At 59.1% G+C, this 23447-nt stretch carries 23 protein-coding genes and 1 tRNA gene; 7 read left to right on the top strand and 17 right to left on the bottom strand.

What is annotated here, in order from left to right; translation table 11 throughout:
* Positions 1-12 precede the first annotated feature (12 nt).
* Both BLT85_RS09655 and cueR read left to right on the top strand, forming a co-directional pair.
* The gene (locus BLT85_RS09655) at positions 13-2400 is read left to right on the top strand and encodes a heavy metal translocating P-type ATPase (protein ID WP_093393847.1); all 2388 of its coding nucleotides are present in this window, start codon (positions 13-15) and stop codon (positions 2398-2400) included.
* Complete coding sequence (gene cueR, locus BLT85_RS09660) at positions 2397-2816, top strand: Cu(I)-responsive transcriptional regulator (RefSeq protein ID WP_093393852.1); 420 nt, start codon at positions 2397-2399, stop codon at positions 2814-2816. The genes BLT85_RS09655 and cueR overlap by 4 nt, the downstream gene beginning before the upstream one ends.
* Here cueR and flgL read toward each other — a convergent pair.
* The 13 genes from flgL to BLT85_RS09725 all read right to left on the bottom strand — a co-directional run bounded on the left by flgL (position 2806) and on the right by BLT85_RS09725 (position 15622).
* Complete coding sequence (gene flgL / locus BLT85_RS09665) at positions 2806-4026, bottom strand: flagellar hook-associated protein FlgL (RefSeq protein ID WP_093393855.1); 1221 nt, start codon at positions 4024-4026, stop codon at positions 2806-2808. The genes cueR and flgL overlap by 11 nt on opposite strands.
* 11 nt (positions 4027-4037) lie before the next feature.
* Entirely contained in the window at positions 4038-5990 is a 1953-nt protein-coding gene (gene flgK, locus BLT85_RS09670) for a flagellar hook-associated protein FlgK (RefSeq protein WP_093393858.1), read from the bottom strand.
* 3 nt (positions 5991-5993) lie between these two features.
* Positions 5994-7097, bottom strand: coding sequence for a flagellar assembly peptidoglycan hydrolase FlgJ (gene flgJ, locus BLT85_RS09675; RefSeq protein ID WP_093393861.1), 1104 nt, complete (start codon positions 7095-7097; stop codon positions 5994-5996).
* Between the two features lie 14 nt (positions 7098-7111).
* Positions 7112-8209 (bottom strand): flagellar basal body P-ring protein FlgI, encoded by a 1098-nt coding sequence (locus BLT85_RS09680; protein WP_093393864.1) that lies wholly within the window; start codon positions 8207-8209, stop codon positions 7112-7114.
* Positions 8210-8220: 11 nt separating this feature from the next.
* Entirely contained in the window at positions 8221-8898 is a 678-nt protein-coding gene (gene flgH / locus BLT85_RS09685) for a flagellar basal body L-ring protein FlgH (RefSeq protein WP_093393867.1), read from the bottom strand.
* An 18-nt stretch (positions 8899-8916) separates the two neighbouring features.
* Positions 8917-9702 (bottom strand): flagellar basal-body rod protein FlgG, encoded by a 786-nt coding sequence (gene flgG / locus BLT85_RS09690; RefSeq protein ID WP_093393870.1) that lies wholly within the window; start codon positions 9700-9702, stop codon positions 8917-8919.
* A gap of 45 nt (positions 9703-9747) precedes the next feature.
* Entirely contained in the window at positions 9748-10488 is a 741-nt protein-coding gene (gene flgF / locus BLT85_RS09695) for a flagellar basal-body rod protein FlgF (RefSeq protein ID WP_093393874.1), read from the bottom strand.
* A gap of 210 nt (positions 10489-10698) precedes the next feature.
* Positions 10699-12003: a flagellar hook protein FlgE gene (gene flgE / locus BLT85_RS09700; RefSeq protein WP_093393877.1), complete on the bottom strand. Its 1305-nt coding sequence runs from the start codon at positions 12001-12003 to the stop codon at positions 10699-10701.
* A 35-nt stretch (positions 12004-12038) separates the two neighbouring features.
* Positions 12039-12725, bottom strand: a complete 687-nt coding sequence (locus BLT85_RS09705; RefSeq protein ID WP_093393880.1) for a flagellar hook assembly protein FlgD — start codon at positions 12723-12725, stop codon at positions 12039-12041.
* Between the two features lie 13 nt (positions 12726-12738).
* Entirely contained in the window at positions 12739-13179 is a 441-nt protein-coding gene (gene flgC / locus BLT85_RS09710) for a flagellar basal body rod protein FlgC (protein ID WP_093393882.1), read from the bottom strand.
* 2 nt (positions 13180-13181) lie between these two features.
* Positions 13182-13586: a flagellar basal body rod protein FlgB gene (gene flgB / locus BLT85_RS09715; protein ID WP_093393885.1), complete on the bottom strand. Its 405-nt coding sequence runs from the start codon at positions 13584-13586 to the stop codon at positions 13182-13184.
* A gap of 237 nt (positions 13587-13823) precedes the next feature.
* On the bottom strand, positions 13824-14648 hold the full coding sequence (locus BLT85_RS09720) for a CheR family methyltransferase (protein ID WP_093393888.1): 825 nt from the start codon (positions 14646-14648) through the stop codon (positions 13824-13826).
* 32 nt (positions 14649-14680) lie between these two features.
* The gene (locus tag BLT85_RS09725; RefSeq protein ID WP_093393891.1) at positions 14681-15622 is read right to left on the bottom strand and encodes a chemotaxis protein CheV; all 942 of its coding nucleotides are present in this window, start codon (positions 15620-15622) and stop codon (positions 14681-14683) included.
* Positions 15623-15724: 102 nt separating this feature from the next.
* Here BLT85_RS09725 and flgA point away from each other — a divergent pair, with 102 nt between their 5' ends.
* The 4 genes from flgA (at position 15725) to BLT85_RS09745 (ending at position 18252) form a co-directional block, all read left to right on the top strand.
* Complete coding sequence (gene flgA, locus BLT85_RS09730) at positions 15725-16438, top strand: flagellar basal body P-ring formation chaperone FlgA (RefSeq protein WP_093393894.1); 714 nt, start codon at positions 15725-15727, stop codon at positions 16436-16438.
* Between the two features lie 155 nt (positions 16439-16593).
* On the top strand, positions 16594-16920 hold the full coding sequence (flgM, locus tag BLT85_RS09735; protein WP_093393897.1) for a flagellar biosynthesis anti-sigma factor FlgM: 327 nt from the start codon (positions 16594-16596) through the stop codon (positions 16918-16920).
* A 40-nt stretch (positions 16921-16960) separates the two neighbouring features.
* Positions 16961-17422: a flagella synthesis protein FlgN gene (locus BLT85_RS09740; RefSeq protein ID WP_093393900.1), complete on the top strand. Its 462-nt coding sequence runs from the start codon at positions 16961-16963 to the stop codon at positions 17420-17422.
* An 86-nt stretch (positions 17423-17508) separates the two neighbouring features.
* Positions 17509-18252: a flagellar brake protein gene (locus BLT85_RS09745; RefSeq protein ID WP_172829825.1), complete on the top strand. Its 744-nt coding sequence runs from the start codon at positions 17509-17511 to the stop codon at positions 18250-18252.
* 3 nt (positions 18253-18255) lie between these two features.
* Here the strand turns inward: BLT85_RS09745 and BLT85_RS09750 are convergent, their stop codons facing one another.
* Together BLT85_RS09750 and BLT85_RS09755 are read right to left on the bottom strand one after the other, a co-directional pair.
* Positions 18256-19569: an MFS transporter gene (locus BLT85_RS09750; RefSeq protein ID WP_093393907.1), complete on the bottom strand. Its 1314-nt coding sequence runs from the start codon at positions 19567-19569 to the stop codon at positions 18256-18258.
* A 161-nt stretch (positions 19570-19730) separates the two neighbouring features.
* Positions 19731-19807 (bottom strand) — tRNA-Arg (locus tag BLT85_RS09755).
* Positions 19808-20112: 305 nt separating this feature from the next.
* On the opposite strand from BLT85_RS09755, the gene BLT85_RS09760 reads away from it, so the two are divergent.
* Positions 20113-20430, top strand: a complete 318-nt coding sequence (locus BLT85_RS09760) for an Arc family DNA-binding protein (RefSeq protein ID WP_093393910.1) — start codon at positions 20113-20115, stop codon at positions 20428-20430.
* Positions 20431-20501: 71 nt separating this feature from the next.
* Here BLT85_RS09760 and BLT85_RS09765 read toward each other — a convergent pair whose 3' ends face one another.
* Both BLT85_RS09765 and oadA read right to left on the bottom strand, forming a co-directional pair.
* Positions 20502-21638, bottom strand: coding sequence for a sodium ion-translocating decarboxylase subunit beta (locus tag BLT85_RS09765; RefSeq protein ID WP_093393913.1), 1137 nt, complete (start codon positions 21636-21638; stop codon positions 20502-20504).
* 11 nt (positions 21639-21649) lie between these two features.
* Positions 21650-23428 carry a sodium-extruding oxaloacetate decarboxylase subunit alpha gene (oadA, locus tag BLT85_RS09770; RefSeq protein ID WP_093393915.1) on the bottom strand — a complete coding sequence of 593 codons (1779 nt, stop codon included), beginning with the start codon at positions 23426-23428 and terminating at the stop codon, positions 21650-21652.
* Between the last annotated feature and the right edge of the window lie 19 nt (positions 23429-23447).

A 23447-nucleotide genomic window follows, 5' to 3' on the forward strand; every position in this document is an offset into this window, starting at 1 on the left:
GGAAAGGCAATCATGAGCACCGTAACTCTGAATATCGGCGGCATGACCTGCGCCAGCTGTGTGCGCCGTGTGGAAAAGGCGCTCCAAGCGTCCCCCGGCGTTCGCTCCGCTGAAGTCAATCTGGCATCGGAAACCGCGCGGGTAGAACTCGAACGACCCGCAGACCTGGGCCCTGCTGCCGAAGCGTTAAGCGAGGCCGGTTACCCGATCGATGTGCACGAACGTCAGGTAGAGCTCCAGGGCATGACGTGTGCCAGCTGCGTACGACGGGCGGAGAAGGCACTGCTCAGCGTGGAGGGGGTAATCCGCGCCGAGGTGAACCTGGCCAGCGAACAGGCGCGCCTGACCATGCTGCCGAGCACGGATTCACACGCCGTGCTCGAGGCGCTGGATCGCGCCGGTTATCCCGGTCGCTGGGCGGACGAAAAACCCTCCGCAGGCGAGGACCCCGCCCGCCATCGCCTGAGGCTGGAACGTCGACACCTGATAGGTGCCGCCATTCTCAGCGCACCGCTGGCGTTGGGGATGATTCCGGAACTCGTCGGCGTGCATGGCTGGATGGTGCCCCCGCTCGCACAACTGCTGCTGGCTTCGATCGTACAGTTCTACTTCGGCGCGCGCTTCTATCGTGGCGCCTGGCACGCACTGCGCAACCGTACCGGCAACATGGATTTGCTTGTCGCGATAGGGACCTCTGCCGGTTGGACGTTGAGCACCTGGAACCTGATGAACACTGCGCCGGGTCAGATGCCTGCTCTGTATTACGAAGCCTCGGCCGTGATTATCACCTTCGTGCTGCTCGGCAAGTATCTGGAAAACCGTGCCAAGGGCCAGACACTCGAAGCAATCCGCGCCCTGACCGCGCTGCGACCGGATACCGCAAGGCTGCGCGGCCCCGAAGGCGACCGACTTGTGCCGCTGGAGGAGATCAGAACCAATGATGTGCTGGTCGTCCAGCCGGGTGAGCGCATCCCGGTGGACGCGGAGGTGGTCGATGGTGGCGGGCATGTCGACGAGTCGATGCTGACCGGCGAGAGCCTGCCGGTAAGTCGACAGCCCGGGGACAGAGTGAGCGCCGGGTCGATGAACCAGGATGGCGTACTGATCATTCGCACCCATGCCGTCGGGCAGGACACCATGCTCTCTCGGATCGTGCGCATGGTCGAAAGTGCGCAGGCTTCCAAGGCGCCTATTCAGCGACTCGTCGACCAAGTCAGCGCCATCTTCGTACCCGTTGTGCTGGGGATCGCCCTGCTCACCTGGCTTGTCGGCAGCGCTGTGCTCGGCGCCGAACAGGCGCTGCTCAACGCCATTGCCGTGCTGGTGATCGCCTGCCCCTGTGCGCTGGGCCTGGCAACGCCTACGGCGATCATGGTCGGCACCGGCATTGCTGCGCGCCATGGCATACTGATTCGGGACGCTCAGGCGCTCGAGCTGGCGCACCGGGTCGATACCGTCATTTTCGACAAGACAGGAACGTTGACCGTCGGCAAACCGGAAGTCAGCGCCTTCGACACGCTGCCCGGTGACAACGCCAACCAGGCACTCTCCTGGGCAGTCGCCATTCAGAAGCACGCCGAGCACCCGCTGGCAGCGGCACTGTTGCGTCATGCCGAATCGCAGCAGATCGATGCAGCACCAGCCGTCGATTTCAGGGTGCTTCCCGGCCGGGGTGCGAGCGGCACCGTCGGCGACCTCCGCTTGTGGCTCGGGAATCGAACCATGATGCGAGAAAAAGGTGTCGCATTGGAGGAATGGGATGAACTCGCTGCGAAACATGAAGCCCGCGGCAGAACGCTATCCTGGCTCGCCGTAGACGACGGATCGCACCACGCTGTTGCGATGATGGCCTTCGCCGACGCACTCAAACCTGGCGCCGCCGCAACCATCCGCCAGCTTTCTGCCCTGGGCATTGAAACCTGGCTGATCAGTGGCGACAGCCAGGCCGCCGCCGCCGCGGTGGGTGAAGAGCTGGGTATCAGTCACGTGGAAGCGCAGGTGCTGCCCGAAGACAAGGCCAGGCACGTCGAGGCTCTGCGCCAGCAGGGGCGGACGGTGGCGATGATTGGCGACGGGATCAATGATGCACCGGCCCTCGCCGCAGCCGACGTTGGCATGGCCATGGCCACCGGAACGGACGTCGCCATGCATAGCGCGGGCATAACGCTGATGCGCGGCGATCCGACACTGGTTCCGGCTGCGCTGGACATCTCTCGGCACACCTGGCGCAAGATCCGCCAGAATCTGTTCTGGGCGTTCATCTACAACAGTTTCGGCATTCCGCTGGCAGCAGTCGGCCTGCTGAGTCCGATGATGGCTGGCGCGATGATGGCGGCGAGCAGTGTGAGCGTGGTCGCCAATGCGCTGCTGTTGCGGCGCTGGAAACCGGGGGCGCCATGAATATAAGCCAGGCCGGCAAGGCCAGTGGGCTGACCGCACGAATGATTCGGCACTATGAGTCGATCGGCCTGTTACCGTCGGCTGATCGCAGCCCGGCGGGCTACCGACGTTATGATGAGCGCGATCTGCATACGTTGCGCTTCATCCAGCGTGCTCGCAGCCTGGGTTTCAGCATCGAACAGATTGGCCAGTTGTTGGCGCTATGGCAGAACCGCGAGCGCAGCAGCGCGCAGGTGAAGACGTTGGCCGAACGGCACTTGCAGGAACTCGACGAAAAAATTGCCGGGCTCCAGGAGATGCGAAACACGCTAGCTGAGCTGGCAACCTGCTGCCGGGGCGACCACCGCCCCGACTGCCCGATTCTGGATAACCTGGCCGAGCGGGACGAGGCGAAGGTCCGCGCCGCTAGCGAATGAGATTGAACAGGCTCAGGCCACTTATCTTGACGTAACTTTGTTGCGCCGCCTGTAGAACGACCGATTGCAGGCTTAGACGACTCAACGCTTCGGCGTAGTCCAGATCCTCTATTCCAGACTTAACGGTGGTGTTGATCAGCTCGGACTCGGCATGCTCATTGCCGGTGGACTCGATGATATTCATCCGCGCGCCGATTGATGTCTGCACCCCCAGCACCTTGTTCATCGCGTTATCGATGTTTTCGAGGCTGAGTGCTAGCGCCTCGCTACGCAGACGTTTGTCGTCGGTGCTGTCGCCACCGCTCTCCAGGGTTTTGCGTAGCTGGGAGATGGTATCGAGCACGCCACGCGTTTCCTTGTTTGCGATAGTGAAACTATCGCCTGCCGCGAGTTCACCATCGAGCGTGATCGATACGCCGGATACCGTGGCGCTATACGTCCCGTCTTCGTTGAGGGTTAGCGGGAAGGGCCCTGGTGCAGCCCCCCCTGGAAGCTCCGCACTCAGCGCTCCGTCAATATCGGCAGTCAGCGAGAAGGTCATGGAACGTTGGGTTGCAAACGCGGTGTCGAAAGCTGCCTGGTCGGTGATGTCGCCCAGCGATATCCTTGCTTGGCCACTGTCGACTTTCGTCTCGACGCGGCTCGCATGTGGAATATCAACAAACAGGTTTTTGCCACTGTCATTGATGGCAACGAGCTTGGAACTGGCAATCTGAATTGAGCGCTGCCCCTCGTCGCCATGATACTCATAGCTGCCATCGGGCTGTTTTTCGAAAGGCGCCTGGCCGCTGTTGTAGCCGCCAAACAGATACTCGCCTCGAGCATTCTTCGAATTCATCAGCCCGAACAATTCCTGCTCGCGCTCGGTCAGTTCCTGCGCGAGCGCTGTGCGTCCGCCCTGGTCCAACGCACCGTTACCTGCTTCGAGCGTGATCTCACGAACTCGCTGCAGGATGTTATTGACCGAATTGAGCGTCGCCTCTTCCTGGCTAAGGCTGTTGGTCGCAGCGGTCAGGTTCGACTGATACTGCTCGAGCTTGCTTGCTTGCTGCTCCAGTTGCAGCAGACGTACGCTCCCCACCGGATCATCGGCTGGCGTCATGATGCGCTTGCCGGAGCTGATCTGTTCCTGCGTCTGCGTCACGTTGCTGTAGTTGTTCTGAATACCCAGCACGCCGTTATTGAATGCCTGAATAGTCGAGATTCGCATGGATGTTTTCCTTAGCGCATGCTGCTTATCAGCGTATCGAACATGGAACGGGCGACCTGGATCACCTGCGCCGACGCATTGTAGTACTGCTCGAACTTGATCAGATTCGCGGCCTCTTCGTCGAGGTTGACTGCGGAAACCGAATCGCGGTTGTTCACGGCTTGCTTGAGCACCGCTCCGCTCGCTTCGCTTTCTGCCCGGGCCTGCGCTGTCTGGGTTCCGACGTGCTGGATAAGCGTGCCGTAGCCATCAGCAAGCGAAAAACCCTTCGGGTTGATCTCGCTTTTGCCCATCACCGCGTCTGTCTGAAGGCTGGAGAGTTGCAGTGCGTTGCGGTTGTCCGACGTACCCGAATTGAAGCTGACCTCGTACCGATCACCCGTCGACGGCTGGCCGGAAAGCTGCAGGGCAAAGTTATACCCTCCTACCTGAACGTTCGCCTTCTTAGTGTCGGCGGCGAAAGTGACCTCTACCCCACCTTGGGTTACCGGGTTACCGTTTCGGTCGAGCAGGCTATAGCCGGTCGCAGTGCGTTCCAGCACTACCGGGAGCCCGGCTTTCAAGTCGTTGACGTCAAGAGCCTGCCCCCGCTGCAGCTCCAGCGATACGACACCGGTTCCTCGGTTGTTCAGGTCAGCCGAGACTGCTACCGGCGCAGCAAACGCCAGGTCCTGCGGATTTTTCATCTGCACGTCTACGGACGCAGCACCCGAACGCGTCGGCATCAACAGGAACCGGTCCCCTTGGGCGGGGGTGTTTCCCGTCTGTATAGAGAAGCCATCATACTGGGCCGGTGAGGTTCCGGCTGTCGGCTCGACGAGCTTACCGTCCGATAGTCGCCGCACGGTGAACTCGGTGCTGCTCGAATACGATACTTCATAGTCCGAAGTGGTGAGCCTGGCGGTGTCGTCTATCGAAATTCTTAGCGAGCCGCTGGTCCCTTCGCCAATGGCCACGCTGCGCTGCTCCATCTGTTCGATGGTGTTGATCTCGGCAAACAGGCCAGCTCCCGCCTGGCCATTGAGATCGAGTCCTTGCGCCAGCTGCTGGTTGGTCTCGCTGACAAACGCCAGCGCCAAACGGCCTACCGAGTTGAGGGCGTTGTCCAGCTCGCCACGGTAGCGGAGCATCCCGCCAAGCTCGCCGCCGGAAACAAGCGAAGTGACGTCCTGTTCGCTATTGCCGCTTCGCAGCCGGACTTCGACCCGGTTCGGATCGGCGCGTCCCGGGCTGATCACCAGCGCAGAGGCGTCATTGCCGACCACCAGTGGCTGACCGGTACCAACGAACAGATTGACCGTGTTGTCATCCTGCGGCACGACGGTCACACCAACGTACTGACTCAACTCGCGGATGGCTTCGTCACGTGCATCGAGCAAGTCATTGGGTTGCGCGCCCTGGGCGGCTGCCGTTGCGATCGAATTGTTATACGCGGCGATGTTGCTCGCTAGCCGTGTGACTTGGTCAGTGACTGTGCCCATCTGCTGGGCTAGGAACCCGTTCTGGGAGGTCAAGCGTTCATGAACGGTATTGAACTTGCCTGCCAGCCCATCCGCTTCGGCCAGGAACAGCTGACGCGCCGGCAGACTGGCCGGGTCTTCGACCGCCGTCTGCAGCGCATCGAAATAGCTCTGCATGGCGGGGTTGATGCCCGTAGCCGTGCCCGATAGCAGGCCGTTGAGCTCTTCGATCTGGCTTTGGAAGGCGGTTACTGCAGAATGCATCGAGGTGCTCGAGCGAACCTGATTGGTCAGGAACTGGTTATGAATGCGCTGCACATCGACAATGCTGGTGCCGTTGCCGATGTAGCCGGATCCGGTAAAGCTGGGATCTCGCGCGGATTGCAACGCAGTCTGCCGCGTGTAACCGGGGGTGTTGATGTTGGTAATGTTTTGGCCAGTGACTGACAACTGGGTCTGCGACGCCTTCAAACCGCTAAGGCCAATATTGAACAGATCAGCCATGGCTTATGCCTTCCCCTGGTTGCCGATTGCGTCGGCGTTGGTGGCCAAACGGGTATCGCCCAGGAGCTTCTGAGCAATCTGCGAAACCTTGCGCGCATATTGTGGATCGGTGGCGTAGCCCGCTCGCTGCAATTCGCGGAAGAACTGATCCGGGTTCGAGGTATTGCTCAGAGCTTCCTTGTAGCGACCGTTGTTCTCCAGGAAGCTGACGTAGTCGTCAAAGCTCTGCTCGAATGACTCGTAGCTGCGGAAGCTCGCGCGTTCCTGTCCTTTTACGCCGTCCCGGTATTCGGTGGTCATGACGCTGGCCGAGTCGCCGCTCCAGCTGTTGTGCGTCTTGATCCCAAACAGGTTGTGACTGCTGCTGCCATCGGTTTCACGGATGATCGACTGGCCCCAACCGGTTTCAAGCGCAGCCTGGGCGACCAGATAGTGCGGGTCGACGCCCAGTCTCGCCGCCGCCTTGCGCGCCATCGGCAGCATGGCTTCGGCAAATTCCTGTGCGTTGTTGAAGCGCGATGGCATCGCCGAAGCGGTCGCCGGTGCGCCTTGGTTGATCGCCTGTTCGGTACTGATCGGCGGACGCGACGAGCCCGCGAGGGCACGCATCGGCTGCCACTGCTGCGACGGTTCCGCTTGGGCCGGTGCCGATGTGGGCGCACCAGCAGTCTGCTCGGCGACCGCGCGGTAGCTGGTGGAAATGGCCAGACGACGGCGGGCCAGCAAGGCTGATTGATCGCCTTGCTCGGCCTGACCGGCCTGCCCCTGCGTGTCCGCGACAACAGGAGCCGGAGAGGCTTTGTTCGGCGACAGTTGACGCATCATCACGTCCGCCAGGCCGACGCCCTGTTTTTCCGCCAGATGCACCGTCAGCTGGTTGTCGTACATGTCCTGGTAGAACTTGGTCTGCTGCGTATTCAGCGGATTGCCTTCGGCAAACCCGGCGTTGGCCTGGCGCATGCTCTTGACCATCATGTTCATGAACAGCGACTCGAACTGCTTGGCGACGCGCTGCAGGTTCTCCTGGCTATTGGCCTTGCTGCCCACGCCCATCTGGCTCATGGCGTTCAGGTCGGTATAGCTGAGGCTGTTGCTGTTCATGTCCATGGTCAGTTACCCGTTTAGATAATGACCAGGTCGGCATTCAACGCGCCGGCCTGCTTGAGTGCTTCGAGGATCGCCATCAAATCGCCGGGCGCTGCCCCGACCTGATTGACCGCCCGCACTATTTCGTCCAGCGACACGCCCGGATTGAACACGAACATGCGGCTGTCGCCTTCTTCGATATTGATCTGCGAGCTCGGCGTGACCACAGTCTGGCCCGCAGAAAACGCATTCGGCTGGCTGACCTGAGGGTTCTCGGTGATGGTCACTGTCAGACCGCCGTGGGTCACTGCAGCCGGCTGCACGCGTACATCCTGGCCGATGACGATGGTGCCGGTCCGCGAATTGATGATGACCTTGGCGGCGGCATTACCCTGCTCGATCTGCAGGTTCTCGACCATCGACAGATAGTCGACCCGCTGATTGGGATCGAGCGGTGCACGAACGCGAATCGAGCCGCCGTCCAGTGCCTGGGCAACACCTGGGCCGAAGGTATCGTTGATCTGGTCCACTACCCGCTTGGCGGTGGTGAAGTCCGGGCGATTCAGGTTGAAAGTGAGGCTGTCCCCCGACGCGAACGGACTGGTTACTGCGCGCTCTACCGTCGCCCCGCCGGGAATGCGGCCGACGCTCGGCACGTTGACGGTGATACGCGAACCGTCCGCCCCTTCGGCGCCAAATCCGCCCACCACGAGGTTGCCCTGGGCGATCGCATATACCTGGCCGTCGATACCCTTGAGCGGCGACATCAGCAAACTACCGCCGCGCAGACTCTTGGCGTTGCCCAGCGAAGAAACCGTGATGTCGATGGTCTGGCCAGGACGCGAGAAAGGCGGCAGATCCGCATGAACGGCCACCGCCGCGACGTTCTTGGTCTGGATGCGCGTACCCGGCGGCACGGTAATCCCGAACTGCGTGAGCATGTTGTTGAATGTCTGCGCGGTGAACGGCGTCTGGCTGGTCTGGTCACCCGAGCCATCCAGACCGACCACCAGGCCATAGCCGATCAGCTGGTTGCTACGCACCCCGGCGATACTGGCGATGTCCTTCAAGCGCTCGGCGTACGCCATCGGTGCGGCGAGAAACAGACAGAGCATGATAATTAAAGCGCGCATCGTATCGCTCCTCAGAAGGGCCACAGGGGGCTAAGGAAGAACTGGCTCAACCAGCCGGGCTGGCTGGAGTTGGCGAAGGCGCCGGTACCCGAGTAAGTAATCCGCGCATCAGCCACACGGGTCGACAACACGGTATTGTCCTGGCCGATATCGTCAGACCGTACAAGACCGGAGATGCGCACCAGCTCATCGCCGGTGTTTAGCGTGATCCACTTTTCGCCGCGCACGGCGAGGATGCCGTTGGGCAGCACTTCGGCGACGGTGACGGTGATCGAACCGGTCAGGCTGTTGCTCTGATTGGCTTCGGATTCTCCATTGGCAGAGCGGCTTCCGGAAATATTCACACCGAGATCCAGACCCTTGGCGCCGACCACGTTGCCGAGCAGCGTCGGATTGGCCAGCTCCACGGAACTGCTTTTGCTCATCTCGCTTTCCGCGCTCTTGCGCGCTGCGGTCCGCTCGGTAAGCGTGATAGTGATGATGTCGCCGACGCGGTGCGCCTTGCGATCGTCGTACAAGGTCATCTCGAACCCGGGCTGGTAGATGGCTCCGTTGTTCAGCTCCTGCGGCATGGGCGTCCTTGGCAATACAGGAGCGTACGCCGGATCATCCGGACGTGGCGGTACCTGGACGCAGGCAGTCAGTGACACGACCGCAATCGCCAGCAGGGAGAAACGCAGGGAGTTCATCTTAATTGGCTCCGGTCATCACAGATTCTGGCTGACGTACTGCAGCATCTGGTCCGCAGTAGAGATCACCTTGGAGTTCATCTCGTAGGCGCGCTGGGTGGTGATCATGTTCACCAGTTCCTCGACGACGCTGACGTTGGAATTCTCCAGTGTGTTCTGCAGCACGGTACCGAGGCCGTTCTGACCAGGGTTGCCGACCTGCGGCGCGCCACTGGACGCTGACTCAAGAAACAGGTTGTTACCGATCGACTGCAAACCGGCCGGGTTTATGAAGTCCGCGGTCTGGATGTTGCCGATCTGCTGGACGGCCGGGTCACCGAAGACGGTGATGCTGACGGTGCCGTCTTCACCTACGGTGAACGACTGCACATCATCAGGCAGGGCGATGCCCGGCTCCAGAGGAAAACCGCTGGACGTCACGATCTGGCCATTGGAGTCCAGGTGGAAACTACCGTCACGCGTGTAACCGACGTTGCCATCCGGCATCAGGATCTGGAAGAAACCACGGCCATTCACGGCCATATCCAACGGCTGTTCAGTGGTCTGTAACGAGCCCATGGTGAAGATTTTCTGGGTTCCCGCTACACGCACACCGGTACCGGTCTGCAGGCCAGAGGGCAGCTGGGTGTCCTGGGTGGTCTGTCCGCCGGGCTGGCGCTTGACCTGATAGAGCAGATCTTCGAATTCCGGGCGGTCACGTTTGAAACCCGTGGTACCCACGTTCGCCAGGTTGTTGGAGATCGTGGTCAACATGGTGTCCTGGGCGGACAGGCCGGTCTTGCTAATCCAAAGAGCTGAATGCATCGTCTTCTCCTTCCCCGCCAGGTTATTGGCGCGGCATCATCGCGATCAACTGATCTGCAGAATTCGGTTGGTGGACTGGGCGTTTTCCTCGGCTGTACGCATCATTTTCACGTGCAGTTCGAACTGGCGGGCCAGAGTCAGCATTGAGGTCATTTCCGACACGGCGTTGACGTTGCTGCCTTCGAGGAAGCCTGTGGTGACGGTAACCGCCGCGTCCGCCGGCTGTTCGAGCTGGCCTTCCACCCGCATCAATCCGTCTTCACCCTTGCGAACCAGCGCGTTATCCGGCTTGACCAGCTTGATCCTGTCAACCTCCGCCATCACGCTCGGCGCTTCGCCAAGTGCCCGGATGCTGATAGTGCCATCCGACCCAATTTCGATTTTCTCCGCCGGAGGAATAGCAATCGGACCGCCGTTGCCCAACACCGGTAGTCCGGAACTGGTGCGTAGCATGCCGAAAGCGTCCACAGCCAGACTGCCAGCACGGGTGTAAGCCTCGCTGCCATCAGGGGCCTGCACTGCAATCCACCCCTCGCCTTCTACGGCAACATCGAGATCGCGCCCGGTCTCGATTAACGCCCCTTGGGAAAAGTCGCTCCCGGGACGCTCGGTCATGGCATATACGCGAGTCGGAAAGGTTTCGCCGAAGACGGGCATTGAGCGCGCCTGCTCGAAATCACGACGGAAGCCGGTAGTACTCACGTTCGCCAGGTTGTTGGCGTGTGCAGCCTGGGCTTTCATGTTCTGGCTGGCGCCAGTCATGGAGATATATAGGGACTTGTCCATGCGCTACTCCCGCTTCGACCGTGCGACAGGAAATTGCCGCTTTCATAGCGTTACAGGAGATAAAGCACAAAGCGTGCCATGGCTGATCTAAGGATATTTGTCAGCTAGATCAATGCCATGAAAAAAGGATATAAAAAAGAAAGGCGGCAACCCTTGGATTTGGTTGCCGCCCTTGTCAGCTGGCTGTCGACACCCCTAGAGGCTCGTCAATTAGCGGAGGTTGATAATCGTCTGGGTGACGGCATCTTCGGTCTGGATGGTCTTGGCGTTGGCCTGGTAGTTGCGTTGGGCAACGATCAGGTTGATCAACTGCTCCGACAGATCGACATTCGACTGCTCCAGGGCACCCGACTGCACGTTACCCAGCGTGCCCGAGCCGGGCTTGCCGATGACCGGCTCGCCGGAAGCAGACGACTGAGCCCAGGCTGTTTTACCAAGAGGCGTCAGGCCCTGCTGGTTGGCGAAGGTTGCCAGAGCCAATTGCCCCTGTACCTTGGTTTGACCATTGGTATAACGCGCGACCAGCATCCCTTGATCGTCGATTTCCAGACCAGCCAAGTCGCCCGTCGTGAATCCGTCTTGGGAGACGGCGGTGACTGCGAAGCCGGCGGCGTACTGAGTGGAACCTTTAAGATCAAGGTCGAAGTTCGTCGGCGACTGGGCTCCGGTAGGATTGCCAGCCTTGTCAAGCGGCTCCCAGCCGACTATTTCGATAGGTTGTGAGCTCTCAAGTTGACCGGTAGCAGAGAACGTAAGCTGGATCGGGCCAGGCGTGGTCGGTGCGGGAGCGCCACGTTCTTGCAGCGTCATCGGTTCACCATCGATAAGGAGGTGCATATTCCAAGCATTACTGTCGGTCTTAACGAAATACTTCGTCATGACGTGCGGATTGCCTTGGCTATCGAAAACATTAACAGACGTCGAGCTATTGTAAGTCGAGGAGTCGGCAGGATTGAAGGTTGCGACAGGGTCGGTTCCCGCTGCGACGGCCTCCGTATAGGCATTAGGAGGCAAGCTCGTGGAATTCAAGTTAAGCGTAGACGCAACAACTGTCGTCGCTCGAGGATTCGCAGCTTTGGTATCAACCCTCAGATCAGTCTGAACGCCTTCGTTAATGGTCCCGGTCGCCTCGTTCACGCCGAACCCCTGCAACCGCTCGCCAAAATTATTGACGATATTGCCCTGATTGTCGGTACCGAAATAACCGGCACGAGTGTAGCTAAGCGCACCGTTGTTGCTGGTCACGAAGAAGCCGTTGCCGTTAATGGCCAGGTCCAGACTGTTTTCCGTGAAATTCACCGCCCCCTGACCAAACAGTTGGGCCACGTCTCCAGTGATGACACCACTGCCAACCGCGTTGCTGCCGGTGCCAAGTACCGACGCAGCGTACACGTCAGCAAACTCGGCCCGTGATCCTTTGAAACCCACGGTACCCGCGTTGGCGATATTGTTACCGGTGATATTCAGATCTGAAGCCGCCGCCCGAATACCACTTAAACCAGTGTTAAAAGACATTTTGTACTCCTTGCCTAATGTTGTCGGACAACGACCTACTTGCTAATGGAAAGAACTTCAGACAGACCGATGCTGCCCAAACCAGCCAGATTTAGAACCATCTCTCCACCCTTGCCCACGCCCAGCGAGACGCTGTCGACATTGGCGGGCAGTAAAGTGGCGACCTGCTTCTGCTCACCACCCTGGCTGGCGATGGCTTCGAACTTGTACTTGCCGGGCGGCAGGATGTTGCCGCTGGCATCCTGGCCGTTCCAGCTGAAATCGAGCATGCCTGGTTCTTGCGGGCCCATGTTGATGGCCGAAACGAGCTTTCCGGTACTGTTGTAAACGTTCACCAGAACATTACTGCTCGACTGCGTGAGCGCCATCTGACCCTGGATGCCCTGTTGCGTATCGACCATCGCGTTGGCGGTCGGAACGATCACCGAACGGCCGACCAGCGATGAAGCCTGCAGCGCCTGGGACGACTGATAGCCACTGAGCAGCGAATCCATCGACGTATTCAGGTTGCCGATACCTTCAACGGTGCTGAACTGCGCAAGCTGCGCGATGAACTCGCCGTTCTCCTGCGGTGACAGCGGATCCTGGTTATTCATCTGGGTGACGAGCAACTGCAGGAACGCATCCTTGCCCAACTCATCGCCCTTGGCGAAGCGGTCCTGGTCGACCTTGTAATTGTCCAGCAGGCTTTCACCGACGCTGAGGTTGTTGGTGACGCTCATCAGGGTTTCTCCTTTACTGGCCCAGCGTCAGCACGCGCTGCAGCATGGTCTTGGCGGTGTTCATGATTTCAACGTTGGTCTGGTAGGCCCGCGAAGCCGACATCATGTTGGCCATCTCTTCGACGACGTTGACGTTCGGATAGAAGACATAGCCTTCTTCATTGGCCATCGGATGGTCCGGCTCGTATCGAGCCTGCAACTCGGCGTCGGACTCGACCACACCGAGAACCTCGACACCCTGACCGGCTTCGCCTTCGGATTGAAACAACGAGCCACCAGCGCCCTGCTGCTCGCTGAAGACCGTGGCGAACACCGGGTTGCGAGCGCGATAGGTTTCGTCGATGCTGCTCGATACCGTCTCGGCGTTGGCGATGTTGCTGGCAACCGTATTCAGGCGCAGCGACTGGGCGCTCATGCCCGATCCGGCGATGTTGAAAATCTGGGTCAGCGACACGGTCAATCTCCCCGAATGGCCGTCATCAGGCCTTTGAACTTGCTATTGAGGAAGGTAAAACTCGCCTGGAAGTCGATAGAATTCTGCGCGTACTTGGCTTGCTCGACCTGGGTGTCGACACTGTTTCCATCGATCGAGGGTTGCGCAGCAATGCGGTAGCGCAGCCCGGCAGCCTGATCGATGAGGCTTTCCATCGCCAGGTGTCCGCTATGTGTGCGCTGGGCCTTGAAAGGCTCGCCGCCGCCGGACTGTTGTGAGTCGAGAACAGCCGCAAAGTCCAAGTCCCGCGCCTTGTAGTTCGGCGTATCGGCATTGGCGATGTTGTTGGCAAGCACTTCTGCGCGGTCAGCGCGAAACGACAGCGCTTTTTCATGCAGACCCAGCGCCCGGTCGAAACTCAAGCTCATAGCATTCCTCCGCTCGCCCACTCGGCAAGACATTCACAGAGGAAATAAAGCAAAGGTTATGCCAAAGACCAGTTTTCCATATAAATCAGGGGTCTTGGGTAAAAGGAGAGGCTGCGGCGGCAAAAAATTACCGCAACTCAGCGGTTAAAGCGGGGGAAACGCGCCTGGACGGCAAGCCAGCGTCAATAGTCAGACGCCGCTTGCATCACCGATCAAGATACTTGTAGGACAGTTAGATCAGCGAGCCTTGTACACGATTCCAGGACTACATTGAACCATCTGGTACAACTCGGGTAATCCGTTCAGCGCTTCAGATGCTCCTAGCATAAGATAGCCGCCCGGTTTCAGGGTGGCATGGATACGCTTGAGAATGTCCTTCTTCAGATCTGCCGAGAAGTAAATCAACACGTTGCGGCAGAACACGATGTCGAACTTGCCAAGCCCGGCATAACTGTCCAGAAGATTCAGCGCTCGAAACTCGACACGCGAGCGAACCGGCTGTTTCACTGTCCAACGCCCTGGCCCGGCAGCGTCGAAATACCGCGCCAACCGATCCTGCGAAAGCCCACGGGCGACGGACAGGCTGTCGTACTCCGCCGACTTGGCCGCACTGAGAATGCTGCCCGACAGATCGGTAGCGACAATTTGCGCGCCGGCCCGTAGCTGGCCGAGATTGCTCCGCTCGAACTCGTCTATGGACATGCTCAGCGAGTACGGCTCCTGGCCCGAAGAACAGGCCGCCGACCAGATGCGCAGCCGTTGCCCGGGGTTGCTCTGGATGAACTCGGGGATAAGCTTGGTCTTGAGCACCTCGAACGGGTAGACGTCGCGAAACCACAACGTCTCGTTGGTGGTCATGGCGTCGATCACCGATTCGCGCAGCCCGCCACGCGGGTTCGCCTGAATCCGCGCGATGAGCTCGCCCAATGACTTGATACGTTCCTGCTCGAGGAGCCGATTCAGCCGGCTGGCCACGAGATACTGCTTGTTGTCCCCCAGAACGATGCCACAGGCTTTTTCAAGGAAATCCCGGAATTGCTGAAAATCGTTTGCAGAGGTCACTCAACCCGCCCTATCTCATTGATGTGCCGGCATCATGCGCCTGCAGCGTCGCGCTGGGCATGCAACCGATCGATTACTCGCTTGGCCAGTTCGTCCGGTTTGAACTTGGCAAGGAATTCGTCTGCTCCGACCTTCTTTACCATCGCCTGATTGAACACGCCCGATAGCGAAGTGTGCAGCATGATGTGCAGCTTGCTCATCCGCGGATCATTGCGCACTTCGGCGGTCAGCGTATAACCGTCCATTTCCGGCATCTCGATATCAGACACCATCATAAGCAGATGTTTCGAGACGTCTTCGCCCCGTTCGGCTAATTCCCGCAGCCAGTCCAACGCCTGACGACCATCGTTGAGCGCAACGATTTCAACGCCAACCTCTTGCAGACAGCGTGCAACCTGTTTCCGAGCCACGGTCGAGTCATCGACGATCAACACCTTGCGCGACACGGCTTCCGCCTGGGTCTGCGCATCAATCACTCCGGCGGAAATGTTTTCTACGGTCGGCACTACTTCGGCGAGAATCTTCTCCACGTCAATGATTTCAACCGTTTTGTCATCTACCCGCGTCACTGCGGTCAGGTAATGATCGCGACCGGTGCCACGTGGCGGCGGATGGATCTCGGACCAGTTCATGTTGACGATGCGCTCTACCGAGCGAACCAGGAACCCCTGAACCCGATAGTTGTATTCGGTAATAATGACAAAGGCAGTGCTGAGATCACTCAGCCCCGGCCCACCGGTAGCCTTGTTCAGGTCGATGATTGGCAACGTGCCGCCGCGGATATGCGCGACACCGCGAACGACCGGGTTCAGCTTCGGCAACAAGGTCAGTTTGGGGCATTGCAGCACCTCTTTGACCTTGAAAACGTTGATGCCATATAGCTGATTGCCGGCTAGCCGGAACAGCAGTAATTCAAGTCTATTCTGTCCGACCAGCTGGGTACGCTGGTTGACCGAGTCCATAACGCCAGCCATGGGCGCCTCCTCGTTATTACGCGCGGCGGTACGTTTCTTGCTTCCGCTACAGGAAAGCGACAGTAACTTGGCGCCACCCGTTTTGTCATCAGGGCTAATTGTATGCGTTTTATCAGGCACTGCGCGGCGTTGGCGATATTTTTTTCCGCCGGCTCCTCCGCGAATCCTCTGATCGAACAGCTTATCGGCACGACCGAGGCTTTTCTTGAGGAACAAGCCGAACGTCATGTTTCGGCGAGCGCTCGCGACGCCCGCTACGAGATCGAAGTCGGGCGATTGGACCCCCGTTTGCGGCTACCTCTTTGCCCGCCGGAGGCCATCGCAGCGACACTGGAAAGTCCCGCTGCACCCGTCGGCCGGGTGACGGTACGGGTGAGCTGTGAGAGCGACGAGGCACGTTGGCGGCTCTTCGTGCCGGCCAAGGTGAGCCTCTTCGAGCAGGTGCTGGTTACCCGGCGTCCGCTCGCACGGCATGAAGTCATCCAGCCGACCGACATGGCGTTGCTGGAAAGAGATGTGGGCCTACTCGGCGATCAATATCTCACCGATCCTGCACAGGCCCTGGGCAAGCGAGCAAAGCGCCAGCTACCCGGCGACACGGTAATCGGATCCAATCATCTGGAAAACGATGAAGTGGTCAAGCGTGGCGACAAGGTGGTAATCAGCGCAGCGAACAGCCAGATTTCGGTGCGCATGCCAGGAGAAGCCCTGCAGGCCGGAACTGTAGGCAGCCAGATCCGCGTGCGAAACACGCGCTCCGGGAGGGTCGTCACAGCGAGGATTATCGCGCCCGGGCAGGTAGAAGTAGCGATGTGACCGGCGAACCGTTTCGGCTATACTGCTGTCCGATATCCAGAAGCTTCGCAGAAGCCTGCAACGTGATTCAGGTCGCATAGTTTTTTCCTAAAGTTTTTCCTGCATCGGCCGTTACTGATGTTAGTAAAACATTCAAAGTTCTGAGGACCTGTAGAATGGTTATTGACTTCAACGCCCCTAACGGAGCCAACAATAGCGGTCGGACCGGCCAGGCTGGTGCGTCCTCCGTCAAGCGCGATTCCGATGTAGAGAATGCCCGCGGTGCGGAGAAGACTCCGGAGCAGAAGCAGCCGGTCGGCGAGTCGTCGGTCAAGCTGAGCGAGCAGGCACAACAATTGAAATCGATAGAAGAACGTCTGCGCCAGCTGCCCGAGGTGGATAACGAGCGTGTCGCTCAGATTCGCCAGGCCGTGGCAGATGGCAGCTACAAGCCGGATAGCAGCCGCATTGCGGACAAGCTCCTGGCGCTGGAAACCCGCTAAGGTTCCGGTTTCTGATGGCCACGGTCAGTGGAGATGACAGATGATCGATCTGCAAACAATATTCGACCAGGCCGTCCAGGATTGTCAGCTGTTTCTCGAGCTTCTTGACCGCGAGCAGGATGCGCTTGCTCGTCATGATATGACCGAGCTGGAACGCTTGCTCGACGCCAAGTCTCCCATCATCAAGGCGCTCTCTCTGCATGACCAGGCCATCGCCGGTTGGTGCCAACAGGCTGGAAAACAGGCTGAGCAGACCATGGAAGGCTTCATCGACTCGCTCGGGCAGCCACAGCTGCGCCAGGACTACGAGGCGTTCCGCGCTGCCTTGCTGCGCTGCCAGGATGCCAATCAACGTAATGCCAGACTGGTCCGCCACAGCCAGCATGCAACCACCCATCTCATCGATCTGCTACGTAATCAGGGCGAGTCGAGCCAGAGCGTCTACGATCGCCAGGGGCTGACCAGCCGCGCCGGCTCGCAGCGCCCGCTAACCAAAGCCTGACTGGCCGCTTCGGATAACCATCATGTGTACCGCCTTGCTGTATAGTAGCGGCACAATCACAACGGATGTCGAGAGCCAGCAGTACCATGCTATTTGAACAGGAAGTGGGTCCTCAGCCCCCTCGGGACGTTCGTTCCCAGATCGAAATCACCTCGCTCTTGAAGACGCTACAACAGTCGCGCGACCCACTTATGGTGACCTTCTCTGAGCGGGCGCAGAAGTTTCAGAGCTTCATCGTCAATATCGACTCCGCCTCAGGGATGCTTTGGATCGACGAGCTGATCCCACGCGAAGGCGACCGCTACGTCGAACAAGGAGAGTCCTTTCGCATCGATGCGTGGCATGAAGGGGTTCATATGCGCTGGAGCTGCGCAGGTGCGCAGAAAGTTGTGTTCGAAAACGCTCCCGCGTACAGCGCGCCGCTTCCCGCAGACATGATCTACCACCAGAAACGCGGGGCGTTTCGTGCTGCCGTACATCGTTCGCTTGAGACGAAGGTGGGCCTGATCAAGCAACAACGCCAACATCAGATTCTCGGGGAGCTTGCGGACATCTCCGCGACAGGCTGTAAAGCGCGCTTCGTTGGCGACTTGCGCAATCAGGTAACCCCCGGAGAGCTGCACGAACAAAGCTTCGTCGAACTGCCCGATGCAGGTCGCATCGGCCTGACGGTAGAAGTCCGCCATATCGTTTACGACGAAGCCGCGGGCGAAAGCCACGTCGGTTTACGCTTCCATCAGCCCCCACCCAGCGCTCAACGACAGATAGATAGGTACGTCAACACGCTACAGCGCGAAGCGCGGCGCCTTGAGAAAGAAGATCTGTTTTAAGCTTCAGGCAGGACGATGCTCGTCTTCGTCCTGCCGACGCGCGCTGTACGCGTCCCCTTCGTCCAGCATCTGCTCTGCCACAATGTGCTCATCGACTCGCGGATCGATAGCCGCAGCCAACGGCGAGCTGACCAGGTTACCTGCAGCAGGCATATAGTGGATCGGTGCCTCTTCGACCAGATGCTCACCCGTCACCCGACCCGGGCGAACCTGTAGTGACAGCAGCAGCGTGCAGACGCCCATGAACAGATAAAGCGCCTGCGGACCCCAAAATTTCATCACCGTCGAACCAAGCAGCGGCCCGACACTCGCCCCCAAACCGAAAGTGACCAGCAACATCGCCGATAGCAGAACCCTCTGCTCCTGTTCGACATGATCGTTCGCCAGAGCGACAGCGAGAGGATAAAGGGTGAACGCCAGAATGCCGAACAACCCTGTCATCAACATCAACCCTGATTCCGGCAGAACCGCCACGGCAATGATGAACACCACGCCCGTGAGCACTATGGCGTTCAGCTGAATCATCCGACTGCGGTCCAGACGATCGGACAGCCACCCAACCGGCCATTGAGCCAGAAGCCCGGCACCGATAGTGACCGCCATGAAGATACCCACATCGGACGTAGCCAACCCTACTGAACTGGCGAACACCGGAGCGAGGCCGTAGAACGCGCCCAGCAGAATGCCGGAGACCGCGATCGTACTGAGGGCGAGCGGGACACGCTCGATAAAGAACTTGACCTTAAGCGGCGCAGGATGCAGCGGCGCGGGGTGGATGCGGTTGGTCACGGCTACCGGTACCAGGCATAGCGAGAAACACATCGCCACAAGCAGGATATGGCGCAGGTCCAATTCGGGCATGACCGCCAGCACCACCTGACCGCATGCGAGACCAAGAAAGGTCACGACCATATAAGCAGCAAACACCCGCCCTCGCTGGTGCGACTCGGCCTGCTCGTTCAACCAGCTTTCCAATACCATGTACTGGCACATCATCGCCATGCCGACCAGAAACCGGAGTGCCAGCCAGACCTGCACGTCATCCGACAAGGCATGGCCGATTACCGAAGCAGTGACGACTCCCGCGCTAGCGACAAAAGCACGAATATGGCCAACCCTGGCTATCAACCGATGCCCTACCCAGCCGCCCATGACCAGACCGACGTAATAGCCGGTCATGAGAATACCGATCCATACCTCGCTCACGCCTTCCCCGGAAAGCCGCAGACCTATGTAAGTACTGAGCAGGCCACTCCCCGTCAACATGAGAAGCGTGGCGAAATACAGGGAAGAAAAAGCGGCAAACGTGCTGGACATCTATACTCCTGGAGCACTGGAAGCGACGGTACGGACCGCCTGCAACCATAAGGTCGCCGGGCCGAGAGGCCTGCGGTAAGAAAGTAGTGGTTCGACTTGGGCCGCATAGGCGAGTTCCAGCCCAAATGCAAAAGGCCCGGCTAAGCCAGGCCCTTTGAGTATGGTGCGCGAGCCCGGATTCGAACCGGGGACCTACCGCTTAGGAGGCGGTTGCTCTATCCAGCTGAGCTACAAGCGCACTAAATCGTATGAAGGGCCGCATCTTACCGCACGCAACCGACGCTCGCCAGCGGAGTGAACTTACCAGCAAAATGCTGTTAAAATGCCATCCGTCTGAATCCCGTCACAAAACCCAGACATTTTTCTGTCGCGCGCTTCAAATATCTAAAAAAATAGGTATAAAGAGAAGTAATTGGGCTGAATGTGTTGTCAGCATGATAAGGGAGACCGTTCCCACGAAAAGCGGGCGTACTGGTGGCAGGAAGCCATGAGAGTCTTACTGGCCAGCATCGATTACACAATTTAGAGCGATTTTGTTGCCCTATGAAAACTGCAATCCAACACTATACGAGCAGAACCGCGGACAAGTTTGTGGTTCGGCTACCGCAAGGCATGCGCGACCGCATCGCTGAGGTGGCTAAGCAGCATCACCGCAGCATGAACTCTGAAATCATCGCCCGGCTCGAACACAGCTTGCTGGACCTGCCGACACTTCCCGAACAACCGTCCCGGCAGGCGCTGAATGATCAACAACTCGATGCGCTGAGCCACCCTGAGCGAGAACTGCTCGTGCGCTTCCGTGAGATGAGTCGCAGACAGCAGAACGCACTATTGGCTCTGCTGGCGGCGGAAGCGAGCTGAAAACCGAACCATAAAAAAACCGCTCCTGGGAGCGGTTTTTTTATGGCCGGCGATAGCATCACCGGCTTCTCTTAGCCTACGAAGTTGAGCAGAACCCCCGCTGCAACCGCCGAGCCGATGACCCCTGCGACGTTCGGACCCATCGCGTGCATCAGCAGGAAGTTCTGCGGGTTCGACTCCAGACCAACCTTGTTCGACACCCGCGCAGCCATCGGCACTGCCGACACCCCGGCCGAACCGATCAGCGGATTGATCGCCTGCTTGCTGACTGCGTTCATCAGCTTGGCCATCAGTACCCCCGCTGCCGTGCCTGCGCAGAATGCGATCATCCCCAGGACCAGAATACCGAGGGTCTTGAGCTGCAGGAACGCCTCGGATGACAGCTTGGAACCCACCGCAAGACCCAGACCGATGGTGACGATGTTGATCAGCGCATTACGCGTGGTGTCAGCCAGACGCTCCACAACCCCAGACTCGCGCATGAGGTTACCAAAGCACAGGAAACCAACCAGCGGCGCAGCGTCCGGGAGCAGCAAGCCTACCAGCATCAACAGAACCAGCGGGAACATGATCTTCTCGGTTTTGCTAACCACGCGAAGCTGCGTCATGACGATCGCTCGCTCCTTTTCGTTGGTCAGTGCCCGCATGATCGGCGGCTGCAATAGAGGCACCAGCGCCATATACGAGTAGGCCGCTACCGCAATGGGGCCAAGCAGATCAGGTGCCAGCTTGGACGTCACAAAGATGGAGGTCGGACCGTCCGCGCCACCAATGATCGCGATCGAAGCGGCCTCCTTCAATGTGAACTCGAAGCCCGGAATGCTGTAGGCGGTTAGCGCGATAGCACCCAATAGCGTCCCAAAAATACCGAACTGAGCCGCAGCGCCCAGCAGAAGCGTGCGAGGATTGGCCAACATCGGACCGAAGTCGGTCATTGCACCTACGCCCATGAAGATGAGCAAAGGGAAGACGCTCGTAGGCAGACCTACCTCGTAGATGAGATGAAGTATGCCGGTTCCTTCCGCCATGTTCGCAACCGGGAGGTTCGCCAGAATGCCGCCGAAGCCGATCGGGATCAGCAGCAAAGGTTCGAACCCCTTGCGGATAGCCAGATAGACCAGCGCGAAACAGACGACGATCATTACAATCTGGCCGGGCTCGATGTGATACAGCCCAGTGGTATGCCACAACTGGAGAAGCTTCTCCATGACTGTCTCCCTTAGCCTATCGTCAGCAGAGTGTCACCGACCTGTACCGCGTCGCCGACCTTCACGTTGACGGTACCGACCGTACCGGCTTTGACAGCCCGTACCTCGGTTTCCATTTTCATGGCTTCGAGGATCATGACCACCTCGCCCTCATCCACTGCATCGCCGGGCTGTACCAGAACCTTGAAGATATTGCCGGCAAGTGGAGCGGTCTGAGGAGTGCCTTCTCCAACCGGTGCGCCAACTGGCGCCGCGGAGGACGTTCCGCCACCCAGAGTCTTGATTCCAGTGATGTCGCCGCCATCGGAAACCTGGACAACGAAATCCTTGCCGTTGACGTTGACGGTGTACACCTCGGGCTCGCCTGGCTTGCCGGCGGGCGCCGCCTCGTTACCGGTAGGTACCGGCTCGAACGCGTCGGGATTGCCGCGGTTCTCCAGAAACTTCAGACCGATCTGCGGGAACAGAGCGTAGGTCAGCACGTCGTCGATTTCGTCGCTGGCCAGCTTGATGTTCTTTTCCTTCGCCAGTCCGCGGAGCTCTGCAGTGAGCTTGTCCATTTCCGGCTCCAACAGATCGGCCGGACGGCAGGTGATCTCTTCAGCACCATCGAGGACGCGAGCCTGCAGCTCGCGGTTGAAAGCGGCCGGCGCTGCACCGTATTCCCCCTTGAGGATACCCGCAGTTTCCTTGGTGATCGATTTGTAGCGCTCACCGGTGAGTACGTTGATGACCGCTTGAGTACCAACGATCTGGGACGTCGGCGTTACCAGTGGAATGAAGCCCAGGTCTTCGCGTACGCGCGGAATCTCGGAAAGCACTTCGTCGAACTTGTCGCCTGCGCCCTGCTCTTTCAGCTGACTTTCCATATTGGTGAGCATGCCGCCAGGGACCTGCGCAACCAGAATGCGTGAATCGACGCCTTTGAGGTTGCCTTCGAACTTGGCGTATTTTTTCCGCACTTCGCGGAAATACGCAGCGCATTCTTCAAGCAGCTCGAGATTCAGCCCAGTGTCACGTTCAGTGTTCTGGAAGATCGCCACGACCGATTCGGTCGGCGAGTGTCCGTAGGTCATCGATAGCGAGGAGATGGCGGTGTCGACGTTGTCGATCCCCGCTTCTGCTGCCTTTAGAATGGCGGCAGTGGACAGTCCCGCCGTAGCGTGGCACTGCATGTGAACCGGAATGCTCAGCGTCGACTTCAGTCGGCTGACGAGATCGAAGGCGATGTAGGGGTTCAGAATCCCGGCCATGTCCTTGATGGCGATGGAGTCGGCGCCCTGATCTTCGATGGTCTTGGCCAGGTCTACCCACATTTGCACCGTATGCACCGGGCTGGTGGTGTAGGAAATCGTGCCCTGGGCATGCTTGCCCTGCTTCTTGACTGCCTTCAGTGCAGTTTCCAGATTACGCGGGTCATTCATCGCATCGAAGACGCGAAACACGTCGACACCGTTTACCGCGGCACGCTCGACGAATCGCTCTACCACGTCGTCAGCATAGTGACGGTAGCCGAGCAGGTTCTGACCACGCAGAAGCATTTGCTGGCGGGTATTGGGCATGGCGCGTTTGAGTTCACGGATACGCTCCCAGGGATCTTCGCCCAGGTAGCGAATGCAGGCGTCGAATGTGGCGCCGCCCCAGGATTCAACCGACCAGAATCCGACCTGATCGAGCTTGCCGGCGATCGGCAACATGTCGTCAAGACGCATACGGGTGGCGAGGATCGATTGGTGCGCATCCCGCAGGATGACGTCCGTGATGCCCAACGGCTTTTTAGTATCGGTCATAGTCTTATGGCCTTTGTGA

The sequence above is a fragment of the Halopseudomonas xinjiangensis genome (genome assembly GCF_900104945.1).
Taxonomy (GTDB): domain Bacteria; phylum Pseudomonadota; class Gammaproteobacteria; order Pseudomonadales; family Pseudomonadaceae; genus Halopseudomonas; species Halopseudomonas xinjiangensis.

Bases quoted from the DNA above. Each gene is read 5' to 3' on its own strand.
- BLT85_RS09655 (WP_093393847.1), top strand. From the start codon at position 13: ATGAGCACCGTAACTCTGAATATCGGCGGCATGACCTGCGCCAGCTGT.
- cueR (WP_093393852.1), top strand. From the start codon at position 2,397: ATGAATATAAGCCAGGCCGGCAAGGCCAGTGGGCTGACCGCACGAATG.
- flgL (WP_093393855.1), bottom strand. From the start codon at position 4,026: ATGCGAATCTCGACTATTCAGGCATTCAATAACGGCGTGCTGGGTATT.
- flgK (WP_093393858.1), bottom strand. From the start codon at position 5,990: ATGGCTGATCTGTTCAATATTGGCCTTAGCGGTTTGAAGGCGTCGCAG.
- flgJ (WP_093393861.1), bottom strand. From the start codon at position 7,097: ATGGACATGAACAGCAACAGCCTCAGCTATACCGACCTGAACGCCATG.
- BLT85_RS09680 (WP_093393864.1), bottom strand. From the start codon at position 8,209: ATGCGCGCTTTAATTATCATGCTCTGTCTGTTTCTCGCCGCACCGATG.
- flgH (WP_093393867.1), bottom strand. From the start codon at position 8,898: ATGAACTCCCTGCGTTTCTCCCTGCTGGCGATTGCGGTCGTGTCACTG.
- flgG (WP_093393870.1), bottom strand. From the start codon at position 9,702: ATGCATTCAGCTCTTTGGATTAGCAAGACCGGCCTGTCCGCCCAGGAC.
- flgF (WP_093393874.1), bottom strand. From the start codon at position 10,488: ATGGACAAGTCCCTATATATCTCCATGACTGGCGCCAGCCAGAACATG.
- flgE (WP_093393877.1), bottom strand. From the start codon at position 12,003: ATGTCTTTTAACACTGGTTTAAGTGGTATTCGGGCGGCGGCTTCAGAT.
- BLT85_RS09705 (WP_093393880.1), bottom strand. From the start codon at position 12,725: ATGAGCGTCACCAACAACCTCAGCGTCGGTGAAAGCCTGCTGGACAAT.
- flgB (WP_093393885.1), bottom strand. From the start codon at position 13,586: ATGAGCTTGAGTTTCGACCGGGCGCTGGGTCTGCATGAAAAAGCGCTG.
- BLT85_RS09725 (WP_093393891.1), bottom strand. From the start codon at position 15,622: ATGGCTGGCGTTATGGACTCGGTCAACCAGCGTACCCAGCTGGTCGGA.
- flgA (WP_093393894.1), top strand. From the start codon at position 15,725: ATGCGTTTTATCAGGCACTGCGCGGCGTTGGCGATATTTTTTTCCGCC.
- flgM (WP_093393897.1), top strand. From the start codon at position 16,594: ATGGTTATTGACTTCAACGCCCCTAACGGAGCCAACAATAGCGGTCGG.
- BLT85_RS09740 (WP_093393900.1), top strand. From the start codon at position 16,961: ATGATCGATCTGCAAACAATATTCGACCAGGCCGTCCAGGATTGTCAG.
- BLT85_RS09745 (WP_172829825.1), top strand. From the start codon at position 17,509: ATGCTATTTGAACAGGAAGTGGGTCCTCAGCCCCCTCGGGACGTTCGT.
- BLT85_RS09750 (WP_093393907.1), bottom strand. From the start codon at position 19,569: ATGTCCAGCACGTTTGCCGCTTTTTCTTCCCTGTATTTCGCCACGCTT.
- BLT85_RS09760 (WP_093393910.1), top strand. From the start codon at position 20,113: ATGAAAACTGCAATCCAACACTATACGAGCAGAACCGCGGACAAGTTT.
- BLT85_RS09765 (WP_093393913.1), bottom strand. From the start codon at position 21,638: ATGGAGAAGCTTCTCCAGTTGTGGCATACCACTGGGCTGTATCACATC.
- oadA (WP_093393915.1), bottom strand. From the start codon at position 23,428: ATGACCGATACTAAAAAGCCGTTGGGCATCACGGACGTCATCCTGCGG.